At 59.6% G+C, this 25,110-nt stretch carries 21 protein-coding genes; 20 read left to right on the top strand and 1 reads right to left on the bottom strand.

The genetic code is table 11. From position 1 onward, the window contains the following. Positions 1-28: 28 nt before the first annotated feature. The gene (pedA1, locus tag ACJO3M_RS17695; protein WP_504362682.1) at positions 29-1,153 is read right to left on the bottom strand and encodes a lanthanide ABC transporter ABC transporter substrate-binding protein PedA1; all 1,125 of its coding nucleotides are present in this window, start codon (positions 1,151-1,153) and stop codon (positions 29-31) included. A 312-nt stretch (positions 1,154-1,465) separates the two neighbouring features. On the opposite strand from pedA1, the gene pedF reads away from it, so the two are divergent. The 20 genes from pedF to ACJO3M_RS17595 all read left to right on the top strand — a co-directional run bounded on the left by pedF (position 1,466) and on the right by ACJO3M_RS17595 (position 25,107). Beyond that, positions 1,466-1,894, top strand: a complete 429-nt coding sequence (pedF, locus tag ACJO3M_RS17690) for a cytochrome c-550 PedF (RefSeq protein WP_407002709.1) — start codon at positions 1,466-1,468, stop codon at positions 1,892-1,894. A 74-nt stretch (positions 1,895-1,968) separates the two neighbouring features. Continuing rightward, positions 1,969-2,925, top strand: coding sequence for a substrate-binding periplasmic protein (locus tag ACJO3M_RS17685; protein WP_407002708.1), 957 nt, complete (start codon positions 1,969-1,971; stop codon positions 2,923-2,925). A 210-nt stretch (positions 2,926-3,135) separates the two neighbouring features. Next, positions 3,136-4,911 (top strand): PQQ-dependent methanol/ethanol family dehydrogenase, encoded by a 1,776-nt coding sequence (locus tag ACJO3M_RS17680; RefSeq protein ID WP_407002707.1) that lies wholly within the window; start codon positions 3,136-3,138, stop codon positions 4,909-4,911. A gap of 156 nt (positions 4,912-5,067) precedes the next feature. Next, on the top strand, positions 5,068-6,189 hold the full coding sequence (locus ACJO3M_RS17675) for an efflux RND transporter periplasmic adaptor subunit (protein WP_407002706.1): 1,122 nt from the start codon (positions 5,068-5,070) through the stop codon (positions 6,187-6,189). Positions 6,190-6,196: 7 nt separating this feature from the next. After that, the gene (locus tag ACJO3M_RS17670) at positions 6,197-9,313 is read left to right on the top strand and encodes an efflux RND transporter permease subunit (protein ID WP_407002705.1); all 3,117 of its coding nucleotides are present in this window, start codon (positions 6,197-6,199) and stop codon (positions 9,311-9,313) included. Between the two features lie 22 nt (positions 9,314-9,335). Further along, a complete protein-coding gene (locus tag ACJO3M_RS17665; protein WP_407002704.1) occupies positions 9,336-9,989 on the top strand; it encodes a CerR family C-terminal domain-containing protein in 654 nt (217 codons plus the stop codon). Between the two features lie 165 nt (positions 9,990-10,154). Further along, the gene (gene exaC / locus ACJO3M_RS17660) at positions 10,155-11,675 is read left to right on the top strand and encodes an acetaldehyde dehydrogenase ExaC (RefSeq protein ID WP_407002703.1); all 1,521 of its coding nucleotides are present in this window, start codon (positions 10,155-10,157) and stop codon (positions 11,673-11,675) included. Positions 11,676-11,968: 293 nt separating this feature from the next. Beyond that, entirely contained in the window at positions 11,969-14,191 is a 2,223-nt protein-coding gene (locus tag ACJO3M_RS17655) for a hypothetical protein (protein WP_407002702.1), read from the top strand. Position 14,192: 1 nt separating this feature from the next. Next, on the top strand, positions 14,193-14,744 hold the full coding sequence (locus ACJO3M_RS17650) for a hypothetical protein (RefSeq protein ID WP_407002701.1): 552 nt from the start codon (positions 14,193-14,195) through the stop codon (positions 14,742-14,744). A 44-nt stretch (positions 14,745-14,788) separates the two neighbouring features. After that, complete coding sequence (locus ACJO3M_RS17645) at positions 14,789-14,995, top strand: YqgE/AlgH family protein (protein ID WP_407002700.1); 207 nt, start codon at positions 14,789-14,791, stop codon at positions 14,993-14,995. A 211-nt stretch (positions 14,996-15,206) separates the two neighbouring features. After that, a complete protein-coding gene (pqqA, locus tag ACJO3M_RS17640) occupies positions 15,207-15,278 on the top strand; it encodes a pyrroloquinoline quinone precursor peptide PqqA (RefSeq protein ID WP_007153157.1) in 72 nt (23 codons plus the stop codon). A gap of 55 nt (positions 15,279-15,333) precedes the next feature. After that, the gene (gene pqqB, locus ACJO3M_RS17635) at positions 15,334-16,263 is read left to right on the top strand and encodes a pyrroloquinoline quinone biosynthesis protein PqqB (protein WP_407002699.1); all 930 of its coding nucleotides are present in this window, start codon (positions 15,334-15,336) and stop codon (positions 16,261-16,263) included. Then, positions 16,260-17,027, top strand: a complete 768-nt coding sequence (gene pqqC / locus ACJO3M_RS17630; protein WP_407002698.1) for a pyrroloquinoline-quinone synthase PqqC — start codon at positions 16,260-16,262, stop codon at positions 17,025-17,027. Before pqqB ends, pqqC begins: the two co-directional genes overlap by 4 nt. A gap of 8 nt (positions 17,028-17,035) precedes the next feature. Beyond that, positions 17,036-17,299, top strand: a complete 264-nt coding sequence (gene pqqD, locus ACJO3M_RS17625) for a pyrroloquinoline quinone biosynthesis peptide chaperone PqqD (RefSeq protein ID WP_407002874.1) — start codon at positions 17,036-17,038, stop codon at positions 17,297-17,299. After that, positions 17,296-18,450: a pyrroloquinoline quinone biosynthesis protein PqqE gene (gene pqqE / locus ACJO3M_RS17620; RefSeq protein ID WP_407002697.1), complete on the top strand. Its 1,155-nt coding sequence runs from the start codon at positions 17,296-17,298 to the stop codon at positions 18,448-18,450. The genes pqqD and pqqE overlap by 4 nt, the downstream gene beginning before the upstream one ends. Beyond that, the gene (locus ACJO3M_RS17615) at positions 18,416-20,356 is read left to right on the top strand and encodes an alpha/beta hydrolase family protein (RefSeq protein ID WP_407002696.1); all 1,941 of its coding nucleotides are present in this window, start codon (positions 18,416-18,418) and stop codon (positions 20,354-20,356) included. The genes pqqE and ACJO3M_RS17615 overlap by 35 nt, the downstream gene beginning before the upstream one ends. A gap of 44 nt (positions 20,357-20,400) precedes the next feature. Further along, a complete protein-coding gene (gene ercA, locus ACJO3M_RS17610; protein ID WP_407002695.1) occupies positions 20,401-21,564 on the top strand; it encodes an alcohol dehydrogenase-like regulatory protein ErcA in 1,164 nt (387 codons plus the stop codon). Continuing rightward, the gene (locus ACJO3M_RS17605) at positions 21,548-23,299 is read left to right on the top strand and encodes a PAS domain-containing hybrid sensor histidine kinase/response regulator (protein ID WP_407002694.1); all 1,752 of its coding nucleotides are present in this window, start codon (positions 21,548-21,550) and stop codon (positions 23,297-23,299) included. The genes ercA and ACJO3M_RS17605 overlap by 17 nt, the downstream gene beginning before the upstream one ends. 62 nt (positions 23,300-23,361) lie before the next feature. Beyond that, positions 23,362-23,646 carry a hypothetical protein gene (locus tag ACJO3M_RS17600; protein ID WP_407002693.1) on the top strand — a complete coding sequence of 95 codons (285 nt, stop codon included), beginning with the start codon at positions 23,362-23,364 and terminating at the stop codon, positions 23,644-23,646. 84 nt (positions 23,647-23,730) lie between these two features. Next, on the top strand, positions 23,731-25,107 hold the full coding sequence (locus ACJO3M_RS17595; RefSeq protein ID WP_407002692.1) for a class II fumarate hydratase: 1,377 nt from the start codon (positions 23,731-23,733) through the stop codon (positions 25,105-25,107). The last annotated feature ends 3 nt before the right edge of the window (positions 25,108-25,110 follow it).

Genomic DNA, 25,110 nt, shown 5'->3' with positions numbered 1-25,110 from the left:
TTGTTTTGAGAGGCAGATGTGTGCGACTTCAGCCGTTGATGCGACACTCACTCTCCGGCTTGTCGAAACCGAGCGTGTCCATTTGGGAATTTGGGTGCAGGAAGCCCTCAAAGGGCGCGCGGGCCACCAAGCCTCGCGGGTGGACCAGGGGAATCGGCTGCCTTAGCTGTCCATTCCAGTCGCGGTAGGTGAGCTTGCGACCTTTGAAGGCAGCCAGCTGGAACTTGTCGCTGAACAGGAAATTGCGGATCTCGACCGGGTTCGCGCTACTGAGGTCGGTTACGGCGGTCCCAATGGAGCGAATCGCGGCCCAGGCGGCATAGTCCTCACTGTTCATGTCGCGGTCGGCGAGGTCGCGAAAGCGATTCTGCAACTGCGCCGCACCCCAGCTCTCCACCACCCGGTGCCAGGTCACCGGCGACATGCCCTGAGTGCCGACGACGGGACGTGGCAACCAGGTGTTGAAGGGAACGTATTCGCCGAAGTCCCCCCGCACATCGGCCACCACCACGGCATCGTAATCGCTGGCCTGGGTAAACAGTGGCAGCTCCTTCGAGGCGGTCCGGCGCAGGTCGGCATCAAAGGTCCAGGGTTTGTCCTCGACAATTTCCAGGCCGAAGCGTTTGGCGGAGCGGCGGAAGGCATCGGCCCAGCCTTTGTCGGCCTCGGTGGGACCGGTAATCAGAAACACCTCGTCCCAGCGTCGCTGGTTCAGCCACTGACCGAGGGCATCGGTCAACATGGCGTAACTCGGCATGGTGTGCAGGAGGTTGGGTTGGCATTGCCCGGTACGCAGAACATCATCTTTGGCACCGGCGTTGAAGACCAGGGTGTTGTCGCCGGCCTTGGCCATCATGGTTTGCAGAGACTGGGCCGGCGCATTTACGACAAACAGCTCGGTGCCGTTCTGGCGCATGGCCTCGAAGGCGGCAACGGCGTCTTCTTCGGAATCAGCCACTTTACTCTCAAGGGAATAGCTCTGGCCCAGAAACTTGCCGGTTGTACTGTTATCGGCGATGGCCAGTTCGGCGCCACGAAGACCGGCGTCTTCCGGTTCCGGAATCACATTGGAGAGCACCGGCCCCTGGTCCGGAATCCACTGAATGTAGCCGATTCGGACCTCAAGTGACGCTGCAAGAGCGCTGCCAGGCATTACGGCGACGACGATCAGGCTGATAAAGGTGTTGAGGTAGCGACGTGACATCAGGCTCTCCAATCTTATTGTCATTCTCTCGAGCATAGAGAAGCCTCATGCCAGCCGAAATATTCAGAAAGTAGGAATCATTCAGTACGAAAGGATGAGATTTTCTCTGCAGCACCTCGCACCTACTACCAAGGAACTAAGCCAAATCCCCCAAAGTGGCATTCGGATTCGAAGTCGGGATTCCTAGACTGGAAGTCAGCAAGTTGGCATCCGATAAATCCAATAGCCAACGCACGGGGAATCAAAACAGAGGTAGCAACAATGGCAACTTCCTTTTCACTCAAAACGCTCCTGGCGGCCACTCTCATGGGCGTCGCCAGTCTGGTCATGGCCCATGGCAACGTAACGCCGCAGGAGGTAGATACCGGTAATCTGCCCGAACTGGGGGATGAAGTGCGTACCGAAAATCCCTTCCGGGAGGGGAATGAACACGGGGATTTCAATGCCCAGGCTGTCGAGGTGGGTGAGAGTGCCTACGCCGGCAACTGTGCCGGCTGCCACGGCATCCGTGCCATGTCTGGCGGCCTGACCCCGGATCTTCGGGAACTGACCGAATGGGATGACGAGTACTACGTGAATCGCGTGCTCAATGGCACCGATCGTGGCATGCCATCCTGGAAAAAGACTCTGGATCAGAACGCCATATGGGCCATACGGACCTATGTGGAGTCCCTGCCGAAGCCTGAATAATGGCCGCACCTGTTCCGTATTGAAGCCTGTTTGCGGGCCGGCCTTGTGCCGGCCCGACGTCGTTGGGGGAAATAATGAAAATACTGTCTCGTATCCTCGCATTGTTGCTGCTTTGCCAACTGGGGGTTGCCCAGGAAGTGGATGATGGTGACCCGTTACTGAACCGACCGGCGGACCGGACCTACGACATTATTCTGGAGTCCGGTTATCTCAAGGTCGGGGTCTATGAAAACTTCCCGCCCTATTCATACCAGGTGGACGGCGAGCCCCGGGGCATCGACGTTGAGATTGGCCAGCGGATTGCCGAAGAAATGGGGGTGGAGTTCAGGGTGCACTGGATTGTCCCTGATGAAAATCTGGGAGATGACCTGCGCAATAATGTCTGGAAAGGGCACTACCTGGCCAAGCGTCGGTTGGCCGACGTGATGATGCGAGTGCCCTACGACAAGAAGTACGCCTACATGCAGGACTCCACGGGGGAATACATCAATGAGCAGGTGGTGTTGTTCGGGCCCTACCAGCAGGAAACCTGGCAGATTGCGTTCAATCCGGAAAAGCTGGATGCCGTCGAGACCGTGGCAGTGTTCCAGTATCACCCTATTGGCGTGGAAATCGATACCCTGCCGGATTTCTACCTGAGCTCCGGTCTGCAGGGGCGCTTGCGGGATCAGGTTCGGCACTACGCCAATGTGCGCGAGGCTTTTGCGGCGATGCGCAACGGCGAGGTCAGTGCCGTTATGGGCATGCGCGCCGAGATTGACCATGAGATGAGTCGGCCGGAGAACGGGGATTTCCAGCTCGCTGGCAATGGTTTCCCGGCCATTGGTAAGCAGGTCTGGGATGTGGGCATGGCCATCAAGCATACCCATCGGCAATTGGGGTACGCCCTGGAAGCGATCATCGGTGATCTGGTCAAGTCCGGTGACCTGCAGTCCCTGTTTGCCCAGCTGGAGCTTCGTTACAGCGTGCCTCAGTACTACCGGGAGTTCCTCAGTGAGGACGCATTGGCAAAAGCTGCAGGCGAACCTTGAATCCCCACCCCCTATTGCGAAGCCCGCGACATCCTCGCGGGCTTTTTTTTGGGGAAGTAGTAGTACCAAGTGATGAGAAAACCTGTTCCGGGGGGTAATTGTCGGTTTTTCTCCTGAAGCGAAGAATCTTATTAGAGGCGGGAAAAGTTCCCGGTTCGCCCTGAAACGGAAACTAGAGAACCGAAAACAAGAGACTTGGAGAGCGCAACCATGAGAACGAACAAGTTCGGGATTCGCATTGCTACCAGTGCCCTGGCGCTGGCGGTGTCGTACGGCGCCCATGCGGTGACCGACAAAGACATCATGAATGACCATAAGACCCCTGAGGACATCGTCAGTTACGGCATGGGAACGCAGGGGCAGCGTTACAGCATTCTGGAAGACCTCAATACCAGCAACGTTCAGCACCTGCAGCCAGCCTGGGCGTTCTCCTTTGGCAGCGAGAAAATGCGCGGTCAGGAGTCCCAGCCGATGATCAAGGACGGGGTGATGTATGTCACCGCCTCTTATTCCCGTGTTTACGCCATCGATGCTCGCACCGGCGAGGAAATCTGGCAGTACGACGCCCGCCTGCCGGATGGCATCATGCCCTGCTGTGATGTGGTAAACCGGGGTGTCGCGCTGTACGACGACAAGGTGATCTTCGGTACCCTCGACGCCAAACTGGTTGCCCTGAACAAGGACACCGGCAAGCCGATGTGGATCAAGAAGGTGGCCGACTATCAAGCAGGCTACGCGATCACCGCCGCACCGATTGTGGTCAAGGGCAAGGTGATCACCGGTGTGTCCGGCGGCGAGTTCGGTATCGTTGGCAAGGTCGAAGCCTATGACGCCAATACCGGTGACGTGGTGTGGACCCGTCCCACGGTGGAAGGCCACATGGGCTACGTATACAAAGATGGCAAGAAAATCGAAAACGGCATTTCCGGTGGCAAGGCCGGCGTAACCTGGCCCGGCGACATGTGGAAAAATGGCGGCGCAGCGACCTGGCTGGGTGGCACCTACGATCCGGATACCGACTCGCTGTTCTTCGGTACCGGTAACCCCGCACCGTGGAACTCGCACCTGCGGCCGGGCGACAACCTGTTTTCCTCCTCACGTCTGGCTATCGACCCGGACGATGGCAGCATCAAGTGGCACTTCCAGACCACGCCCCACGATGGCTGGGACTACGATGGTGTCAACGAGCTGATCTCATTCGACTACAAGGAAAAGGGCAAAACCGTCAAGGCGGCTGCCACTGCAGACCGTAACGGTTTCTTCTACGTCCTGAATCGTGAGAACGGTGACTTTATCCGTGGCTTCCCGTTCGTGGACAAGATTACCTGGGCCGAGGGTCTGGATCCCAAGACCGGTCGTCCCATCTACACCGAGGGCGGGCGCCCGGGTGATCCTGCGGCAATGGAGGGAAGCAAGGGTGAAGTGGTTGTAGCCCAGCCTGCCTTCCTCGGTGGCAAGAACTGGATGCCCATGGCCTACAGTCAGGACACCGGTCTGTTCTACGTGCCTTCCAATGAATGGTCGATGGATATCTGGAACGAGCCGGTTTCCTACAAGAAAGGCGCAGCCTTCCTGGGCGCCGGCTTCACCATCAAGCCGGCCAACGATGACTACATCGGTGTGCTACGTGCGATGGATCCGAAAACCGGCAAGGAAGTCTGGCGCTATGAGAACACTGCGCCGTTGTGGGGTGGTGTCATGACCACTGCCGGCAACCTGGTGTTCACCGGAACGCCTGAGGGTTACCTGAAGGCCTTTGATGCCAAGACCGGCGAAGAGCTCTACCGATTCAATACCGGCTCCGGTGTGGTCGGCACGCCGGTGACGTGGACCATGGACGGTGAGCAGTACGTCTCCGTCGCGTCCGGCTGGGGTGGTGCGGTACCGCTTTGGGGCGGTGAAGTGGCCAAGGTGGTCAAGGACTTCAACCAGGGCGGTATGGTCTGGACCTTCAAATTGCCGAAGGATCGGGTTGCCAGCAACTGATCCGTTGAGGGAATCCCGTCCAGACGTACGTGGGCGGGTTTTGAGAAAGCCGGCTTGCTACAGGCAGCTGGCTTTTTTGTGTTGGCGATTTAATCAAATGATTATATGATGGCTTTAATCAAGTGATTAAGTCTTGTCAGGGACTAAGGGGGAGGCATGGAATGCAAGCACGGTACCGTCGCCTGGCTGCTGGCAGCAGCCGTTACTGTGGTCGGATGCTCATCGTCTGCGGAGCCCGATGAAGGCAGTGGCTCGCCCCGCCTGGTGGACGCGGCCAGAGTCCTGCCTGCGTCACAGACCTCCCACGCTACCCTGTCCGGCCGCATCCAGGCCGCTGAACGTACCATCCTGAGTTTTGAGGTGGCTGGCCGGGTGGAACAACTGGCTCTCGAGGCCGGTGACCGTTTCGAGGCGGGCGATGTCCTGGCGGCGTTGGATAACAGCCGGCACCAGTTGCTCCACGAACGCAGTGTTGCCGCAGAAGAGGAAGCCCGGACCGCGCTGCGGGACGCTGACCTGACCTTGCAACGGCAGAAGGCGTTGCGCCAGAAGGGGCATGCCAGCCAGGCCAGTCTGGACAGCGCGGATGCTGCGGTGGCCAGGGCCCGGGCCCGGCTTGAATCTGCCGTAGCCTCCCGCCGGCTGGCCCGGCGTGATCTGGACCAGACGGCGCTCAGGGCGCCGTTCAGTGGCACCGTCGCGCGGCGACTGGTTGAACAGGAACAGCGTATTGATGCCAGTCAGGGGGTGGTGGAGGTGGTGTCGTCCCGCCGCGGATTTGAAGTACTGACTCATGTGCCGGAGGGACTGGTGGAGCAACTCCGCCCCGGACATTCCCAGGTCGTGAGCGTGCCGGCCCTTGACGTTCAACCGCTGGCAGCGGAGATCCTGCACATTGGTAGCCACAGTCAATCCGCCTCTATGTATCCGGTTCTCCTTCGTATTACCGATCCACCGGAGGGCTTACGTTCGGGGATGACAGCCGAGGTGACGCTGACTCTGGCGGAGCCGGAATTGCCCGGGGTGTCTGCCCGGGGGGTACGGGTTCCGCTGACCGCGTTGGTCCACCACCGGAAGGGGGAGCCTCACGTGCTGCGACTGGACGATAACAATCGCCTGATGCGGGTGGGAGTAAGGGTTGTCTCGGTTGGCAATGCCATGGCCACGGTGACCGGCGAGTTGCACCCCGGGGAATCGATCGTGGCGCGGGGCGTGGAATTTGTGGCAGCGGGAGAGACCGTTGCGGTTCTGGGCCAGGGCCCGGACCGGTTCCATTGAGGTGGCTATGAACCTGTCGCAACTGGCTTATCGTTTCCGTCCCGTGGTCCTGCTGACGGTGGTGATTGCGATGTTGTATGGCGCGCTCAGCTATGTCTCGCTGCCGGCACGGGAAGACCCCGAAATTATCGTACGCGAAGCAGTGGTCAGCACTGAGCACCCCGGCTTGCCTGCCGAACAGGTGGAAGAACTGATCACCAAACCGCTGGAAGTGGGTATCCGCCAGGTGCCGGAAGTAGAGCACATCCGCTCCACCTCCATGCGGGGACGATCGTTGATCCATGTCGAAATCCAGGATCGTTACTTCGATCTGGACCAGATCTGGGATGGGGTACGTCAGGAAGTGGCGCGGGCCCGTTCCGGGTTGCCGGAGGGTACCGTTGACCCGGTGGTGAACGACGATTTCGGAGACGTGGCCGTGGTGACTGTGGCGCTGACTGCCGATGAATTCAGTCAGGCCGAGCAGTTGCAGGTCGCCGAACATGTCCGTACCGAACTCTATGGCATCAAGGGTACCCGCAAAGTGGAGCTGCACGGTGTCCAGCCGCAGCGTATCCATATCGATATCAGCGAATCCCGGATGACCAGCCTGGGTTTGACCCCGGCACAACTGGCCGGGCAACTGGCGTCCCGTAACGTGTTGTCCCCCGCCGGAGTGATGGAGACCGGTGACCAGCGACTGGCCTTGCAGGTATCCGGCGAGTACCCGGACATCGACGCCCTGCGCGCATCGGAAATCCGCCTCCCGAACGGTGGCACTCTCCGCTTGGGAGACCTGGGCCGGATTGAGCATGGTTACGTGGAACCACCCCGGCGGACCGCCTACCACAACGGCAAACGGGCAATCGTCTTCGCCATTTCCATGCTGGATGGTCACAGCGTACTGGAATACGGCGCCCGGGTGCGTGAACGGCTGGAGCAGATCCAGGCCAGCCTGCCTGCGGGTTACGGTCTGGAGATCATGACCTTTCAGGCCGAGCAGGTGGCCAACGCGGTCTACGGTGTCAGCATCAGTGTATTACAGACCCTGGTCATCGTCATGGCGGTGGTGGTGCTGTTTCTCGGCCGGCGGACCGGACTGATCGTCGGTTTCACCGTGCCCGCTGTCATGCTGGTTACCCTGGCGGTGATGGGGATGGCCGGCATGACACTGCAGCGCATGAGTCTGGCGACCCTGGTGATTTCCCTGGGATTGCTGGTGGACAACGCCATCGTGGTGGCGGAGGACTTCAAGGTGCGGCTGGGCCGTGGCAATACCCGCGATGAAGCCCTGAAACGGACCTGCGCCGAGCTGGCGTTGCCGTTGTTGTCCTCCACCCTGACCACCATTCTGGTGTTCCTGCCACTGATGCTGGCGGAACATGTGTCGGGGGAGTATACCCGCTCCATTTCCCTGGTGATCGCCATCGCACTGATGACCTCCTGGCTGCTGTCACTGACGCTGGTGCCGGTGTTGTGTTACCGGTTCCTGACAGCACCGGTCCAGGGCGACACGACCGCTGCAGGCAATGGCCTGAGCGGCGAGCTGTCAGACCGCCTGTTCCGGGCCATGTCCGGGGGGTATGAAACACTGCTACGGGGCTGGTTGCGCCACCGACGGCTGTTCCTGATGGTGGTGGTCTTGTTGCTGGTGCTGGGGATTGGCCTGATGCAGCTAGTACCAAAGAAGTTCTTCCCGGACTCTGATCGTCAGCAGGTGTTGGTCTATCTGGATTTGCCGTCGGACACCGCGGCGTCCGCCGCCGACCGGCAGGTCCGGGCCGTTAGCCGGGCGATTCTGGAGGATGAGGGGCTAAAACAATGGGTGACCGGGGTGTCCGCCTATGCCGGCTACGGCGGTCCGCGTTTCGTATTGTCACTGACCCCGATTGATCCGGCGCCGAATAAGGGCTTCCTGGTGCTGAAAGTATCGCAAAGGGAGCGGATGGCAGAGGTGATGGAAACCACTCGCCGCCTGCTGGCCCGGGAGTTTCCGCAGGTGAGTCCGCAGGTTGCCCGTATGTTCCTGGGACCGTCGGATTCCAATCTTCTGGAAATCCAGGTCAAGGGGCCGGACCGGGAAGTACTGTATACCGCCGCAGGGGAGGTGGCGGAAAGGCTTGAGTCTCTGCCCGGCACCCGGGATGTGCGGCAAAGTTGGGAGGCTCGCATACCCGCGCTGGCCATCGAGGTGAACCAGGCCCAGGCCCACCAAGCCGGCATTACCTCGGCAGACATCGCCCGTTCCCTGCGGGGCGCCATCGATGGCCACACCCTGAGCCACCTACGGCAGGGCGATAAGCGGATTCCTGTAGTGCTGCGCTATCAGGAAGAGGTGCGTACCAGCGTGGAACGATTGCATTCGTTGGTGGTCTACCCAAGCGAATCCGGCGGTCCCGGGGTGGCCCTGAGCCAGGTGGCAAAGGTGACACTGGAGGATGGTTACTTCCGTATCGATCGTCACAATATGGTGCGTGCCATTACCATCGAGAGCCGGAACGATGCCCTGACCGCCGAGGACATGGTGCCTGAGATTGCCCCTGCGCTGGCGGAACTGGAGGCCGGCCTTCCGCCAGGGCACTGGATCGAGTTCAATGGCGTAGTGACGCAATCCGCCGAGGGGCAGGCGGCCATGCAGGCCAACCTGCCGTTGTGTCTGGGGCTGATCGTCATTCTGCTGGTGGCCCAGTTCAACTCCTACAAACGCCCGTTGCTGATTGTAGTGACTATTCCCCTGATCGTGCTGGGGGTATCGGTGGGGCTGCTGGTGATGCGGGCTGACTTTGGTTTTATGGTATTGCTGGGGATCTACAGCCTGGCGGGGATCATTATCAACAACGCCATTGTCCTGATCGAACGGATCGACCGGGAACGTGGCCATCCCGGCATGGCCCTGGAGGAGGCGGTCATCCAGGCCTCGGTACGGCGCTTGCGGCCCATCGTCATGTCCGCCACCACTACGATCCTTGGTTTCCTGCCGTTGATCGTGGGGCGGGACCCGCTGTTCTACGCTATGGCCAGCGCCATGGCTTTCGGGCTGGCCCTGGGCACCCTGATGAGCCTGGGTGTCGTACCCGTGCTGTACACCTACTTTTTTGCGCGGGAGTCAGGGAAGATGATCGCCCAAACCGATCACCAACCGTAACGTGCTACCCAGGAGACGCGCAGTGCCAGACCCACGGGACAACTTTGAGGACGAAACCGCCGGCAAGCTGATCCTGGCGGGCATGGACCTGTTCGGCCAATACGGCTTCAAGGGCACCACGACCCGCATGATCGCTGAAGCCGCCGGCTCCAACATTGGTTCCATTGCCTATTATTTTGGTAACAAGACCGGCCTTTATCTTGCTATTGCCTGCCATATTGCGAGCCGCATGCGGGAGGTGTTCGGCATCGGAGACGGCCATGACGATCCATCGACGGAACGCCTGGACCGCCAACAGGCGCTGGCGATGCTGGAGACCGTGGTGCAGCGTATGGTGCGCCAGTTTGCCGAACAACCGGAGGCCCGCCGCTGGCTGATGCTGGTGATGCGGGAGCAGGCCAACCCCACCGAAGCCTTCGACGTGCTCTACAACGAAGCCTTTGAACGGGTCCATCTTCGGCTGACGCGGCTGATTGCCGTGGTGATGGACCGTTCTCCCGAAGAACCGGGGGTTATCATTGAAACCCACACCCTGGTGGGCCAGATCGTGTTCTTCCTGGTGGGACGTTATCCCCTGTTGCGTCGCCTGGGCCTGGAAGGAGAGTTTCCCCCACACATTGTCGAGACCGCCGAGCAGGTCGTGATATCCCATCTCAGGGCCCTGGCGCTTCGCTAGTGTTCCATCAGATACGGTCGACGGTGCGCGCGGCCATTTACTACCAAGGGATGAGTTTTTCCCCTCCATCGAATCATTCACCTCACCGGTTTGTAGGTCTACATTGAATAGGTAAACGCGAAAGGCCGCGTTGCCAAGCGACAAACACAACAAGAGGTCGACACCATGATCTACGCACAACCAGGAAAGGAAGGCTCCGTCGTCTCCTTCAAATCCCGTTACGAGAACTTTATCGGCGGCGAGTGGGTCGCCCCGGTGAAAGGTCAGTATTTCGAGAACATCACGCCGGTGACCGGCGATGTTATCTGTGAAATTCCGCGCTCCACCGCGGAAGACGTTGAGCTGGCGCTGGATGCCGCCCACAAGGCCGCGCCGGCCTGGGGCAAGACATCAGCCCAGGAACGCTCCAACATCCTGCTGAAGATTGCGGACCGGATTGAGGCCAACCTGGAAAGGCTCGCGGTTGCCGAGACCTGGGACAACGGTAAAGCCGTTCGTGAAACCCTGAATGCCGATGTTCCCCTGGCGGCGGATCATTTCCGTTACTTCGCCGGCTGCATCCGCGCCCAGGAAGGCCATATGGGCGAGATCGACCAGAACACCGTGGCGTACCATTTCCACGAGCCGCTGGGTGTTGTGGGCCAGATCATTCCCTGGAACTTCCCGCTGCTGATGGCGGCCTGGAAGCTGGGCCCCTGCCTGGCCGCCGGTAACTGCACCGTGCTCAAGCCAGCCGAACAGACACCGGCCAGTATCCTGGTGCTGATGGAAATCATCGGTGACCTGCTGCCGCCGGGCGTGCTGAACATCGTCAACGGCTACGGCATTGAAGCCGGTCAGGCCCTGGCCTCCAGCAAGCGCATCGCCAAGATTGCCTTTACCGGCTCCACTCCGGTGGGCTCGCACATCCTCAAATGTGCAGCCGAAAACATCATTCCTTCCACCGTCGAGCTGGGCGGTAAGTCGCCGAACATCTACTTCTCCGACGTAATGCAGGCCGAGCCCGAGTTTGTCGACAAGTGTATCGAGGGTCTGGTGCTGGCGTTCTTCAACCAGGGCGAAGTCTGTACTTGTCCGTCCCGCGCTCTGGTGCAGGAAGATATGTACGACGAGTTCATAGCCAAGGTCGTTGAACGCACCAAGGCCATCAAGCGTGGCAACCCGCTGGATACCGACGTGCAGGTTGGCGCCCAGGCGAGCAAGGAACAGTTCGACAAGATCATGTCCTACCTCTCGATCGGTAAGGAAGAGGGCGCCGAAGTGCTGACCGGCGGTGATCGTGAAGATCTCGGCGTCGAGTTCAACAACGGTTTTTATATTCAGCCGACCCTGTTCAAGGGCGATAACAAGATGCGGGTGTTCCAGGAAGAAATCTTCGGGCCGGTGGTGGGTGTGACCACCTTCAAGACCGAGGAAGAAGCCCTGGCCATTGCCAACGACACCGAGTTCGGTCTGGGTGCCGGCGTCTGGACCCGGGACACCAACCGGGCCTACCGCATGGGCCGCGCGATCCAGGCCGGTCGGGTATGGATGAACTGCTACCACGCCTATCCGGCACACGCCGCCTTCGGCGGGTACAAGAAGTCCGGTGTGGGTCGTGAAACCCACAAGATGGCGCTGGATCATTACCAGCAAACCAAGAACATGCTGGTGAGCTACGATACCAACCCACTTGGCTTCTTCTGATCGGAAAGCGACGGGCGGGCCCTTCCACACGGGCCCGCGTATGGGCCAGCACAACGGATGTGCGTTTTCATGCCCCGACGACTGCTCGGGGGGCTCTCGGAAGAGAGTCGGGTTTTTCTTTGTCACTCTCTTAGGCTCCTACAGGGGCCTTTTTTTGTGGGGTATTCCGCCCTGAAATACGTTGTCATCAGGCGTTGATTAACTGGATTTGCCAACGATAGGCGGATTCGTTAACTTAGCCCCACTTCACCGGCTTGGAAGCCCGCTTGCGATTAATATAAGGAAATAACCCCATGAGCTACCGTCTCACGGATGTGACGGAACTCCCTCGTTCGCCCGACGCCTTGCTGACGATTGTCCACCCTCTGAGTGCGGTGGATATTGTTAGTCGTATACTCAGCCCTTACACCACTGCCAGTGACCCTATTGAAAACCTTGATTCGCGCCAGCGAAAAGATGATCTGCTGGACCAGTTGGCTGTGGGCGAACGGTTGCTGTTGGATGCCAGCGGTGCCAGCCCTGGTATCTTCCGTTCCCGCCGCGCTGAGGCGGATTTCCTGGTCTCTAACCTGTCGCCCCGGTTGACCCGGGCCCTGAACGACCATCTGGACGGCAAGAATGTCGGGGGCGGCGCATCGGCACCGCTGAAGAGCGACAGCCTGGCTCCCGCCATTGAGCCGGGCTACCAGCCGCCAGCACCTGTTCCCAAAACCAGTCCGAAGCAGGGAGCCAGAGTGCTGGACTTACTCTACCAATGGCCTGATGGCACGGGCGTGGCGGGGGCTCCCTACAGTGTAGAGGGACTCGACAGTTACCAGTCCGGCAACCTGGACAACGAGGGAAAGGCACGGGTGACTGGTTTGAGTGACCCTGTGGTGAATGTCCGGTTCGGAAAACCGGCGCCTGCTGGCGAACTCGACATCCTGCGGCGTCAGCTCCAGGCTGGCCTCGACGCCATCCTCACCCGCGAGCGCAGGGAGGCGGAACGTCTTGATGCGTCCACTGACAGCTTGCCATTAAACATCAAGGCAGGTGTTCATTTCGCCCACGGTTTCCTGGGTTTGTGGGACAGCGCCGTGGGTTTGATTGCGAATAGCCTTGCCATTGCCAACCTTACCCACGTGGGTTATTACAATCGCGCTCTCCAGTCCGCCTGGGCCGCTACCCGGGACAGTTCCGACCAGGCCTGGCTGGACGCGTTCAAACAGAATTTCGACGAAACCAACAAGCAGGCGCTGGTGGAGGCACTGGGATTTGATCCGGACGCCATCACGAAGGAACAGCTTGTCGAAGCCTACGAGGCTACCAACCTGATATTGGCCGACTCCGAATCCCGTGGCATGTTAGGCCAGTTCGCTGTCGACTTCGCCCAGGCCCAGGACAGTACGGAAATCAGCTATTTTGCAGGAGGGCTGGTGTTTGAAACCGTCCTGGCGATCATGCTGGCGAGTGCCGGCGGCGCAGGGGTGGCTTCGGCGGCACCGCGCTACCTGCGCAAACTGGCCCCACTTGGTGAGTCCCTGCGCAATCTGGCAGCACGGCTCAAGATCACCTACCAGACCCGCTACCACTACAACGTGGATACCGGCGGGCTGTGTGAAAGCACCTGTCGAACAAAACCCGAGGGTGCGGACCTCAAACCCCGAGACCTCAGCTCCCGCCGCCTGAACATCAGCAGTGTCGAAGAGGCTTTGGCCGCCCTGGCGGCATCCCGTAGAAGGATCATCGCCCGGGGTGGTTTTACCCCCAAGTACACCCAGGAAGAGTTGGCGTATTTGGCCACTCAGGGACTGGACAAGGATCGCTTCATCGTTCGGCTGGTGGAGGAACGCCATGTGGATGGTCACAATCAGCCCGAAGGTGCCATGGCCGGCACCCTGGGGCGAGCCAGTCCCGCCGGTGAAGTACGCTTCTGGTCCACCACCCTGGACCAGATTGAGCCCTCCGACACCTGTCCCAGACTCATTGCGCAGCAGCTGGGCGTGGAGTACAACCCGGAGGCTACTTACAAGCTGGCGATTATCGACAAAGATAAGGCCATTGAGGTCGCCGACGCCGAAACCCTCATTCCAACGTTCGACAACCTCAAGGCCCACGTCCGGCATAATGTGGATGGCTATGCGGACAGGGATGCATTGCTGGACCAGGTGATGACGCCGGAGTACCAGGCGAAGTACGAAAAGCTGGTTGAGGGGATGGGGGATATGGAGTGGAAAGATGCTGATGCACGCCGAGCATTTCTGCTTGATGAGGGGTTAGATGCAGAGCAGATCAAGATCTTTGAAACCCGCTTAAAGATCCAGAATGATACCGGCGCTAACCAGCATTTCCTGGGCAATGGCCTGACCAAGCACACTGCGTTGTCTCAGGATGGCAAGGTTGTCCATGGTGCCTTGGAGACTTATACGTTAGAGAGGAACCCACAAACCTTCCATACCATGACCAATGGCGGTAATGGTGGGCCGGAGGCCTATGTGAAGTTGGTCAAGCTTACCCCTATCGAGTTTGGAGAATGACATGAGCTACCCGAAACTAACTCCCTGGCCCTTCATTGATCCCGAATCGCCGCCTGACGGCTATTTAAAGGTTGGCGAAAGCACGGACCGGGCTCGTATAAGTACTGCATTAATTCCGGTTTGGCATTTTTTTGTTGCTAACGAATATCTTGTTGTTGTCAAGAAGATATGGCTTGAAGGCCGAAACGGTGGGTCTGGCAGGCATGCCACTACTCAGTATGAATATCCCATTGCCGGAGCCCGCTGGTTCGTGGATACCGTGGAGCGTTTTTTCCTGCCGCCGGATCATCCCGACGCGGTGCCACGAGGCAAGCTCAACATGCGTGGCGAAGTAAATGGTGAAACCCTTGGTGTCACCCGGGGCGCCTGGTTCGGGGGAGAGCATATTCCTGGTTATTCCTTTGACAACCTCAATCGCATTGAGCATTCGACCCTCCTGCCTGAAGGTGCCTTTTGCCAAATGTTCGAAATGGGCGACCCCTGGCTGTTCGAGGATGGTTTGTTTGAGCTGTTCAAGGAAATCGCCCAGCGACACGAGAATGGTGAGTTCTGACGAGGCTCCCAACTTTATAACCAACCCGAGCAAGGAAGCTAACCATGACCAAATTGTTGACCGACAGCCTGCTGATCGCCAATCCGGCCCTCTCAGAGATTCCCAAGTTTGAGGCGATTGCCGGTAAAGCCGTTTATCTTGTTGAGCATTCCAAAGCCGGCGCGGTGGGTGTGGCCCTTAATCAGAATTACAGCAAGTCTCTTGAGGCCCTGGCCGTAAACCTGCCTGCGCGTGCCAGTCGTCAGGATTGAAGGCCTCGGTATCGTCTAGATAGTGGTTTTTCCGCATGTGATCGAATCGTGGTCCGAAAGAAGGAGTTTTGTCGTCCACAAAACCTGAAAACCAGTGCCAAAGTACCATGTTTGTCTTGTGTCTCCGCCGCTAGGATGAGAAATGAGTTATCGGCAATGCCGCTGATTCACCCTGAATGCGCTAACAATCATGACAATAGAGGTAAGCATTATGTGGACCAAACCAGCCTACGAAGATCTGCGCATCGGTTTCGAAGTCACCATGTACTTCGCCAACCGCTGAAAGCCGAAATGGCCAGCGTCCTGACGCTGGCCGTTTTGGTTCGGGAGTTCTTCTCATGTACATCCATGTACTCGGTTCTGCGGCCGGCGGTGGTTTTCCCCAGTGGAACTGCAACTGCGCCAATTGCGACGGGTTCCGCAAGGGCACCCTGAAAGCCAGCGCCCGCACCCAATCGTCCATTGCGGTGAGTGAGGATGGCGAGCACTGGATTCTGTTTAACGCCTCCCCCGATATTCGCGCCCAGCTGGCGTCTTTCCCCGCCATGCAACCGTGTCGGGCGGTGCGGGACACTGGCATCAGCGCCGTGTTGCTGATCGACAGCCAGGTGGATCACACCACCGGCTTGCTGACCCTGCGGGAAGGTTTGCCGCTGGATGTCTGGTGCACGGCCCAGGTCCATGAAGACCTCAGTACCGGCTTCCCGCTGTTTCGCATGCTGGAACACTGGAACGGCGGACTGAACTGGCGGGAAATACCGGCCACTGAGAGTGAACCCTTTACCATTCTCTGCGCACCGTCCCTGAGACTTACCGCGATTCCGCTGTTAAGCAACGCGCCGCCGTATTCATCGCGCCGGGACAATCCCCATCCGGGCGATAACATCGGGGTGTTCCTGGAAGATACCCGCACCGGGCAGACAGTGCTTTATGCCCCCGGGCTGGGTGAGCCGGACGAGCGGATTCTGAACTGGATGCGCAAGGCCGATGTGCTGATGGTCGATGGCACCGTCTGGCATGACGATGAAATGATTCGTCAGGAAGTTGGTACCAAAACCGGTCAGGACATGGGGCACTTGGCCCAGAGTGGTCCCGGCGGCATGATGGAAGTGCTCGATACCATGACGGCAAAGCGCAAGATCCTGATTCACATCAACAACACCAACCCGATCCTGAACGAGAACTCGCCAGAGCGTGCGGAACTGACGCGCCATGGTATTGAGGTGTCCTGGGACGGAATGCACATTGATCTGTCGGGGCAGCCATGAACGCCAAAGCCAACACCGCCATGAACCGCACGGACTTTGAACAGGCGCTGCGGGACAAAGGGCAGTATTACCACATCCACCACCCTTATCATAAAGCCATGTACGGTGGGCAATGCACACCGGAGCAGATTCGGGGCTGGGTGGCGAACCGGTATTACTACCAGATCAACATCCCCCAGAAAGACGCCGCAATCATGGCCAACTGCCCGGACGCCAGCGTGCGCCGGATGTGGTTGCAGCGAATACTGGATCATGATGGTCATGATGGTCATGACGGCGATGAAGGCGGCATTGAGGCCTGGCTGTGCCTGGCAGAAGCGGTCGGATTAAGCCGGGAGGAAGTCATCGACCAGCGTCACGTTCTTCCCGGGGTGCGCTTTGCCGTGGATGCCTACCTGAATTTTGCCCGCCGGGCGACCTGGCAGGAAGCGGCGTGCTCCTCCCTGACCGAGCTGTTCGCCCCGGAGATCCACCAGTCCCGGCTGGACAGCTGGCCGCAACACTACCCCTGGATCGAAGATGGCGGTTACCACTATTTCCGTAAACGGCTCTCGGAGGCACGGCGGGATGTGGAGCACGGCCTGACGATCACCCTGGACAGTTTCACTACGGCTGCCTCACAGGCCCGTGCCCTGGAAATCCTCCAATTCAAGCTGGATATTTTATGGTCTATGTTGGATGCCCTGACTATGGCTTACCTGCACCGGACGCCACCGTATCACACCGTAACCGATCAACCGGTCTGGCACCGGGGGCTTTCGTGAAGGACAGTATGGCAAGGGTGCCCCGCCTGCGTCCCGGCTTCCGCTTCCAGTGGGAGCCGGCCCAGGGATGTCATGTGTTGTTGTACCCCGAAGGCATGGTGCGCCTAAATGACAGTGCCGGCGCGGTGCTGGCGGAAGTTGACGGCCAGCACACAGTGGCCGATATCGTCACCGTACTGGAGCAGCGGTTTCCGGATGCGGGTGCGCTGGCCAGCGACGTCAGCGAGTTCCTGGCAGACGCTGAACACCAGCACTGGATTGTTTTCTCATGAAGGATTTCGGTACCATGCCCGCAGGCCAGCGCCCTGGTGTTGGTCCGCCGCTGTGGTTGCTGGCGGAACTGACCTACCGGTGCCCGCTGCAGTGTCCCTACTGCTCCAACCCGCTGGACTTTGCCAACACCGAGCAGGAGCTGACCACGGACGAGTGGGTGAACGTGCTGCGCCAGGGCCGTGCCATGGGGGCCGCGCAACTGGGGTTTTCCGGTGGCGAGCCCCTGGTGCGCCAGGATCTGCCGGAACTGATTGCCGAGGCGCGACACCTCGGGTACTACAGCAATCTGATCACCTCCGGACTGGGCCTGAGCGAGGCCAAGGTGAACGCCTTCCGGGATGCGGGACTGGATCACATCCAGGTCAGTTTCCAGGCGTCTGATCCCGAGCTCAATAATGCTGTGGCAGGCTCCCGCAAGGCCTTTGACCAGAAGCTGGCCATGGCCCGCGCGGTGAAGGAAGCGGGTTATCCGATGGTGCTCAACTTCGTGATCCACCGCCACAATATCCACCAGATGAACGACATCATGGCGTTGTGCGAGCGTCTGGGGGCCGATTACGTCGAACTGGCCACCTGCCAGTATTACGGTTGGGCGTTCAAGAACCGGGAGGGACTGATGCCCTCCCGTGCGCAACTGGAAAAGGCGGAAGGGGAGGTCCAGGCTTATCGACGGCAGCTGGCGGACAGTGGCTCGGCGATGAAGCTGATTTTCGTCACCCCCGACTACTACGAGGAGCGCCCCAAGGCCTGCATGAACGGCTGGGGCAGTCTGTTTCTGACCGTGGCACCGGACGGCACGGCCTTGCCCTGTCACAGCGCAAAACTGCTGCCCATTGATTTCCCGAATGTGCGGGAGATGGAGCTCAACGCCATCTGGTATGACAGCCCCGGTTTCAATCATTACCGGGGCGACAGCTGGATGCCGGAGCCCTGTCGTTCCTGCGATGAAAAGGGCAAGGATTTCGGCGGCTGTCGATGTCAGGCGTACCTGCTGACCGGCAATGCCGACAACGCCGATCCGGTGTGCAGTAAATCCTCGCACCATGACCGGATCCTCGCGGCGAGGAGAGCCGCCGACCATGCCACGGCCGGCATTGAAGAGCTGACCTATCGCAATGCGGATAACTCAAGACTGTTCTTCAGGGGCTGACCAGCCTCTTGCCGCGTCAGCGGTGTCGGAACGGCACCGGCAACCGGCGCTATTAAGCGCCGAGCAAGCCTGCGCGACCTACACCCAGCGCGGAGAGCTCTCCGTATCGCGGGCGGGCGTGTTCTGGCTGCAGACAGATCCATCCCTTGGCGCGAATACTCTCTGGCGGTTAACGGAACGAGGCCCCGAGCGCTTTGGGCCGGAAAGGTTGAGTGTCCGCAGTCGGGTCAATGGTTACGGCGGCGGCGCCCTGGCAGCATCGGATACCGGTGTTTTCCTGGTCAGTGAACAACAGCAGGTACACTTTCTGGAGCTGGCGACCGGTGTCTGTCATCAACTGACGGATGAGCCGTGTGCCGCCTTTGGCGGGCTGGTGGCGGATCCGCGCCGCCACCGTGTGCTGGCCGTGCGGGAAGCGGGTGGCCGTCAGCAACTGGTAGCGGTGAGTCTGGAGCATGGCATTCAGGTACTCCATGCCGGGCAGGACTTCTACGGTGCTCCGGCCCTGTCAGCGGATGGACGCCATATCGCCTGGGTGAGCTGGCAGTTGCCCGACATGCCATGGCTCCGTACGACACTCTGGACGGCGATGGTGACGGAAACCGGGTGGCTGCGTGGTAGTGAAACCTGGCCAACCGTATCGGGGGCCTCTGTTCAGCAGCCAGTCTTTGTCGGCACTATCCTTTGGGTATTGTCCGATCATGGTGGCTGGTGGCAGCCATGGCGACTGGAACCGGATGGATTGAAGGGCGACTGGGTTACCGGTGATGGGCCGTCTCTGGATCACGCCAGCGCTCCCTGGCAACTGGGTGAGTCCCATCATGTTCCGCTTGCCGGTCATGGCTGGGCACGGGTTCATTACCGCAATGGCACCGGTGAACTCTGGCTTTATCGCTCCGGAACTCATGAAGGGCAGCCAGAAAGTCAGAGGGTGGCCTCAGAATTCAGTGATTTCCGTTGCCTGGGGGTGACCGGAAGGCAGCTGTATTGCATCGCACGCTCTTCCGCGAGACTGGACGCGGTCCTGAAGGTTGATCCCGGCACCGGGCAGGTTCGGGTGATGGCGGGTGGCGAAAGCGCCTTGCACGGACAAAAGCCGGTGTTGCCCCTGACATTTGAAGTGCCTGCGGTGGGAGACAGCAAGCCGGGCCTTCACGGTTTCTTTTACGAACCGACACCCTCCTCGGCGACCACCGCCCCGCCACTGATTCTGGTCGCCCATGGCGGGCCTACCTCGGCGGCCTATCCGGTGTTCAATCCCCAGGTGCAGTACTGGTGCCAGCGTGGGTTTGCCGTGGCCGAGGTCAACTATCGCGGCAGCAGTGGCTTTGGCAGGCCGTTTCGCCTGGCATTGGCGGGGCAGTGGGGTGAGGCGGACGTCGAAGACATGGAGCGTGCGGCGGACTATCTGTCTTCCTCGGGCCTCGTTGATGGCCGTCGCATCTTCATCCAGGGCCGGAGCTCGGGCGGATACACGGCCCTGATGGCGCTGGTTCGCAGCCGGCGGTTTGCCGCTGGCGCGAGTATGTTCGGGGTTACGGATCCATTGCGGCTTCGGGAAGCGACCCATCGTTTTGAGTCCGGATACCTGGACTGGCTTATCGGTGCTCCGCAGCAACACCCGGAACGCTGGCGTACCCGGACGCCGCTGTACCTCGCGGACCGTATCCGGGCACCGGTGATTTTCTTTCAGGGTGGTCGGGATCAGGTGGTGGTCCCCCAGCAGACCCGGGCGATGATTGCCGCGATGCAGGCGGTTGGCCTGTCGCCGGAGTTGCACTGGTTCGAGGAGGAAGGGCACGGGTTCCGGCACCAGACCAGCCAGGTGAGCATGCTGGTATGGCTGTTCAGTTTTTATCGTCGGCAAAGCGTGAAGATCAATGAACAGGGTGGGAACTTGAGGTAAACTTTCGATGATTCCTATAATAAAAAACCGTCGAGTACATCTCTATGAGCCACGACATTTCCGCCCTTCGCAAGTTTGTTTCGCCGGAAATCGTATTTGGCGCCGGCGCCCGCAAATCCGTCGCTAATTTCGCCAGCAATTTCGGGGCAAGACATGTACTGCTGGTCTCCGACCCGGGGGTGGCGGCAGCTGGCTGGGTTAACGAGATTGTCACGCTGCTGACGGAAGCCGGTATCCGGACCACGATCTTTACCGGAGTTTCCCCCAATCCCAAGGTGGATGAGGTGATGGCGGGGGCCGAACTGTACAAGTCCAGTGAGTGCGATGTCATCGTTGCCATTGGCGGCGGCAGCCCCATGGACTGCGCCAAGGGAATTGGTATTGTGGCCACTCATGGCCGCAGCATTCTGGAATTCGAGGGGGTGGATACCATCACCAATCCTTCGCCGCCGCTGATATTGATACCAACCACCGCGGGTACATCGGCGGATGTCTCGCAGTTTGCGATCATTTCCGATCCCGATCGGCGCTTCAAGTTTTCCATTATCAGCAAGGCCGTGGTCCCGGATGTGTCCCTGATTGACCCGGAAGTTACGGAAACCATGGACGCCTACCTGACGGCCTGTACCGGGGTGGATGCCATGGTTCACGCCATTGAGGCATATGTATCCACCGGCAGTGGGCCGTTAACCGATAACCACGCTCTGGAAGCGATCCGGCTGATCAACCGCAACCTTGAGCCACTGGTAGAGAACACCGCGAACCCCTTCCTGCGTGAACAGATCATGCTGGCGTCGATGCAGGCGGGGCTGGCGTTTTCCAATGCTATTCTCGGGGCGGTCCATGCCATGTCTCACAGCCTTGGCGGTTATCTGGACCTGCCACACGGTTTGTGTAATGCGTTATTGCTTGAGCACGTTGTCGCCTACAACTTTGCCTCGGCGGAAGACCGTTTCCGCCGGGTTGCCGAGGCGATGGACATTGATACCCGTGGCATGGGCAAAGCCGAGATCAGGAAACGGCTGATGAACCGTATCATTGAGCTCAAACGAAGGGTGGGGCTGGAAGCCCGGCTCGCCCAGCTCGGGGTGACCGTCTCTGATATTCCCTACCTGTCGGGCTTTGCCCTGCAGGATCCCTGCATACTTACCAACCCTCGTAAATCGTCGCTGAGGGATGTCCAGGTCGTCTATGAAGAAGCCCTCTGAGAAACAGGATGGCAGCTACGGCGTTGGCGACCTGCTGGGACTGGGTAGCCAGTCTGTCCGCAAGAATTATTACCCCGCGTTGCAGGAACGGATTGAAGAGCTGGAAAACGAGCGTAACCGTTACAAGTGGCTGTTCGAAAACGCGCTCCATGGCATCTTCCAGGCCAATCTCCGTGGCGGTTTCCTGGCCTGTAATCCGGCGATGGCGCGTATCTGCGGTTACGCCAGCGCCGAGGATCTGACGCAACGGGTCATACGGCTGCGGGAGCAGCTGTTCTGCAGTTCCAACGAGTTTGACAAGATCCGCCAGGAACTTCTGGACGAGGGAAACCTGCGTGTTCGGGAGACCTGTTTGCGGCGGGTGGACAACACGCCGGTCCATGTCGCGATTACCATCTTACGACGCCCGGACCTGGGGCCAGAAGTGGTGGAAGCCTTCGTGGCGGACATCACCGAGCGGGTTCAGGCCCGGCAAAAGCTTGAGCAACTGAATGCAGACCTGGAGCGACGGGTGGAGGAGCGCACCGAAGCGCTACAGAATGCCAACGTCGGGTTGCGCTACCAGATCGAAGAACGGGAAAAAGTGGAGCGGGAACTGGTGGTTGCCATGGAAGCCGCACGGGAGGCCAACCGCAGCAAGGACAAATACCTGGCGGCGGCGAGTCACGACCTGCTGCAGCCGTTGAATGCCGCCAGACTGATGATCTCCGCCCTGCAGGACAGCCAGCTGCCGGAGCAGGAACAGCGCATGGTGCACCAGGTGCATCGCGCCCTGGAGGGCGCGGAGGATCTTCTGGCGGACCTGCTGGATATTTCAAAGCTGGACCAGCAGGCAATGAAGCCGGACCTGGCCTACACCGACGTCTCGGCCCTGGCGGTGGGGCTGGGGGAAGAATTTGAAGCGGTAGCTGCCAATGCCGGCCTGCGTTTCCGCGTGCGCACCACGCCGGTGATGGTGAAAACCGATCAGCGCATGCTGACCCGCATTATCCGCAACCTGCTGAGCAACGCGTTTCGTTACACCCGGGAGGGTGGCGTGCTGCTGGCGTTGCGAACCCGGGGCGATCGGCTCCACATTGAAGTCTGGGATACCGGTGTGGGCATCGAAGCGGGCAAGCTGCGGGAGATTTTTACCGAATTCCATCAGTTGCTTCCCCAGGGCACGGGTGGCCGTCAGGGCGTTGGCCTGGGGCTGGCGATTGTGGAGCGCATGGTAAGGGTACTGGGTTACGACATTGACGTTGCCTCCCGACCGGGCCGGGGCTCGAGGTTTGTCCTGACCGTGCCAATGGAAGCGACGCAGAAGGCGCAGACGTCGCCTCTTCAAGGCACGCTTCCGCCTTTCTCGGAGGGCTTTGACGGGGCCCGCGTACTGGTGATTGATAATGAACCGGCCGTTCTGGAAAGCATGCAGCTGTTGCTGGAACGCTGGGGCTGCTCGGTGACCGTGGCCCGGAGCGAAGCGCAGGCCCTGGCGCTGCTGGACTCGGGAATAGATCCCCCATCGGTTGTGCTGGCCGATTATCATCTCGACAATCACAAGACCGGCTGTGAAGCTATTTATGGCGTGCGTCGCCAGCTGGATTGTGATCTTCCGGCGGCGATCATCACCGCAGATCGCAGCGATGACACCCGGCAGCTCATGCGGGCGCAATACCTGCCAATCCTCAACAAGCCGGTGAAGCCCAATCGCCTGCGGGCGCTGTTGACCAGTCTTCTCGGGTCAACCGGTTAACCAGTCTGCACGCGAGGGTCTACACTGATTCTGGGATTCCATGAATTTCAGGAGAGTGCACCATGGCCATAACCGATAATGCCCTGACTAACCACGAAGTCACCATCTGCCTGGCAGGCGGTGCTGTTCTTGGTCCTTTCAATGCAACCTGGTCCCGGGACAACGGGGGGGATGTCCGCGAACTCGTGAGGGAGTACGACGGATTTCTACAGGGCGAAAAACAACACCGGTTCAAATTTCACCTCCACGATACCTACACCAACACAGTCCAGACGTTAGTTGTTAATTTTGAGCAGGTTACGGGGATTTGCGACCATGTGAGGCTAAGATCCCATAATGAGGGCTGAGCATCCCCCTGATGCCGATGTCGCCCCCATGCGCAGGAACCCGCAGGATCCGGTTCCGAAACCACAGCAAAAGGAGAGGGTGTCATGAGTGATTTCAGAACGGAGAAAGACAGTCTCGGGGAAGTGCGTGTTCCGGCGGATGCGCTCTGGGGAGCCCAGACCCAGAGGGCCGTGGACAATTTCCCGGTCAGTGGTCAGCCCATGCCTCAGGCTTTTATCGCTGCCGTCGCCAGGGTCAAGCAGGCTGCGGCGGAGGCCAACGCCAGCCTCGGGCTGCTGGATAACGACAAGCGTGATGCCATTGTCGAAGCATGCCTGAAGCTGGTGGACGGCGAGTACGCGGATCAGTTTCCGGTCGACCGTTATCAGACCGGGTCTGGCACCAGCACCAATATGAACGTCAACGAGGTTATTTCCGCATTGGCGGAGCGGGCCGGCGTCACCGTGAATCCCAACGATCACGTCAATATGAGCCAGAGCTCCAATGATGTGATTCCCACCTCGATTCACGTCAGTGCGGTCACCGCTGTCCAGGACCGCTTGTTGCCAGCATTGTCTCACTTGTGTGGCGTTATCTATGAGCGGGAGGCGCTGTTCTCGGAACAGGTGAAAACCGGGCGTACCCACCTGATGGACGCCATGCCGGTCACCGTTGGTCAGGAGATGCGTACCTGGCGCGAACAACTATTGGCGACAGAAAAGCGGGTAGAAGCTGCCGCGGATGACCTGATGGCACTACCGCAGGGCGGGACTGCTGTAGGCACCGGGGTCAATGCGCCCCATGAGTTCGCGGAACAGTTCGTCAAATTCCTGAGCTCTGACACCGGGTACCATTTCCGCTCCCTGGAACATAAATTTGTGGGGCAAAGTGCGGTGGATTCGCCCGTGGCGTTGTCGGCCCAGTTGCGGGGCGCGGCTCTCGTGTTGACCAAGATCGCCAACGACTTGCGGTGGATGAACAGTGGTCCGATCCATGGTCTGGCGGAGATCAGCCTGCCAGCCCTGCAGCCGGGCAGCAGCATCATGCCGGGCAAGGTCAATCCGGTGATCCCTGAATCCGTGGCCATGGTAGGCGCTCAGGTGATGGGACTGGATAACGCCAATGCTGTGGCCGGCCAGTCCGGCAACTTCCAGCTCAATGTGATGTTGCCGCTGGTGGGCGCCAATCTGCTGGATATGGTGGCGTTGCTCACCAATGCCGCAACGTTGCTGGCGGACAAGGCCATCAAGGGTATCACCGTCAATGTGGATAATCTGAATGCGGGGGTCGGGCGTAATCCGGTACTGGTCACTGCACTGAACCCGGAGATTGGCTACGAACTGGCTGCGGACATCGCCAAGGAGGCATACCGTACCGGCCGGCCAGTGATCGATGTGGCTGAAGAGCGAAGCGGGCTGGACCGGGCCCGGCTGGAGAAACTGATGGATCCGCTCAAACTGACCCGTGGCGGGGTTTCCTGAACC

It is taken from the genome of Marinobacter alkalisoli, assembly GCF_045449795.1.
GTDB lineage: Bacteria > Pseudomonadota > Gammaproteobacteria > Pseudomonadales > Oleiphilaceae > Marinobacter.
This window is presented reverse-complemented; position numbering and strand designations above follow the sequence as displayed.

Coding starts and splice junctions, on each gene's coding strand:
- pedA1 (WP_504362682.1), bottom strand. CDS start 1,153: ATGCCTGGCAGCGCTCTTGCAGCGTCACTTGAGGTCCGAATCGGCTAC.
- pedF (WP_407002709.1), top strand. CDS start 1,466: ATGGCAACTTCCTTTTCACTCAAAACGCTCCTGGCGGCCACTCTCATG.
- ACJO3M_RS17685 (WP_407002708.1), top strand. CDS start 1,969: ATGAAAATACTGTCTCGTATCCTCGCATTGTTGCTGCTTTGCCAACTG.
- ACJO3M_RS17680 (WP_407002707.1), top strand. CDS start 3,136: ATGAGAACGAACAAGTTCGGGATTCGCATTGCTACCAGTGCCCTGGCG.
- ACJO3M_RS17675 (WP_407002706.1), top strand. CDS start 5,068: ATGGAATGCAAGCACGGTACCGTCGCCTGGCTGCTGGCAGCAGCCGTT.
- ACJO3M_RS17670 (WP_407002705.1), top strand. CDS start 6,197: ATGAACCTGTCGCAACTGGCTTATCGTTTCCGTCCCGTGGTCCTGCTG.
- exaC (WP_407002703.1), top strand. CDS start 10,155: ATGATCTACGCACAACCAGGAAAGGAAGGCTCCGTCGTCTCCTTCAAA.
- ACJO3M_RS17655 (WP_407002702.1), top strand. CDS start 11,969: ATGAGCTACCGTCTCACGGATGTGACGGAACTCCCTCGTTCGCCCGAC.
- ACJO3M_RS17650 (WP_407002701.1), top strand. CDS start 14,193: ATGAGCTACCCGAAACTAACTCCCTGGCCCTTCATTGATCCCGAATCG.
- ACJO3M_RS17645 (WP_407002700.1), top strand. CDS start 14,789: ATGACCAAATTGTTGACCGACAGCCTGCTGATCGCCAATCCGGCCCTC.
- pqqB (WP_407002699.1), top strand. CDS start 15,334: ATGTACATCCATGTACTCGGTTCTGCGGCCGGCGGTGGTTTTCCCCAG.
- pqqC (WP_407002698.1), top strand. CDS start 16,260: ATGAACGCCAAAGCCAACACCGCCATGAACCGCACGGACTTTGAACAG.
- pqqD (WP_407002874.1), top strand. CDS start 17,036: ATGGCAAGGGTGCCCCGCCTGCGTCCCGGCTTCCGCTTCCAGTGGGAG.
- pqqE (WP_407002697.1), top strand. CDS start 17,296: ATGAAGGATTTCGGTACCATGCCCGCAGGCCAGCGCCCTGGTGTTGGT.
- ACJO3M_RS17615 (WP_407002696.1), top strand. CDS start 18,416: ATGCGGATAACTCAAGACTGTTCTTCAGGGGCTGACCAGCCTCTTGCC.
- ercA (WP_407002695.1), top strand. CDS start 20,401: ATGAGCCACGACATTTCCGCCCTTCGCAAGTTTGTTTCGCCGGAAATC.
- ACJO3M_RS17605 (WP_407002694.1), top strand. CDS start 21,548: ATGAAGAAGCCCTCTGAGAAACAGGATGGCAGCTACGGCGTTGGCGAC.
- ACJO3M_RS17600 (WP_407002693.1), top strand. CDS start 23,362: ATGGCCATAACCGATAATGCCCTGACTAACCACGAAGTCACCATCTGC.
- ACJO3M_RS17595 (WP_407002692.1), top strand. CDS start 23,731: ATGAGTGATTTCAGAACGGAGAAAGACAGTCTCGGGGAAGTGCGTGTT.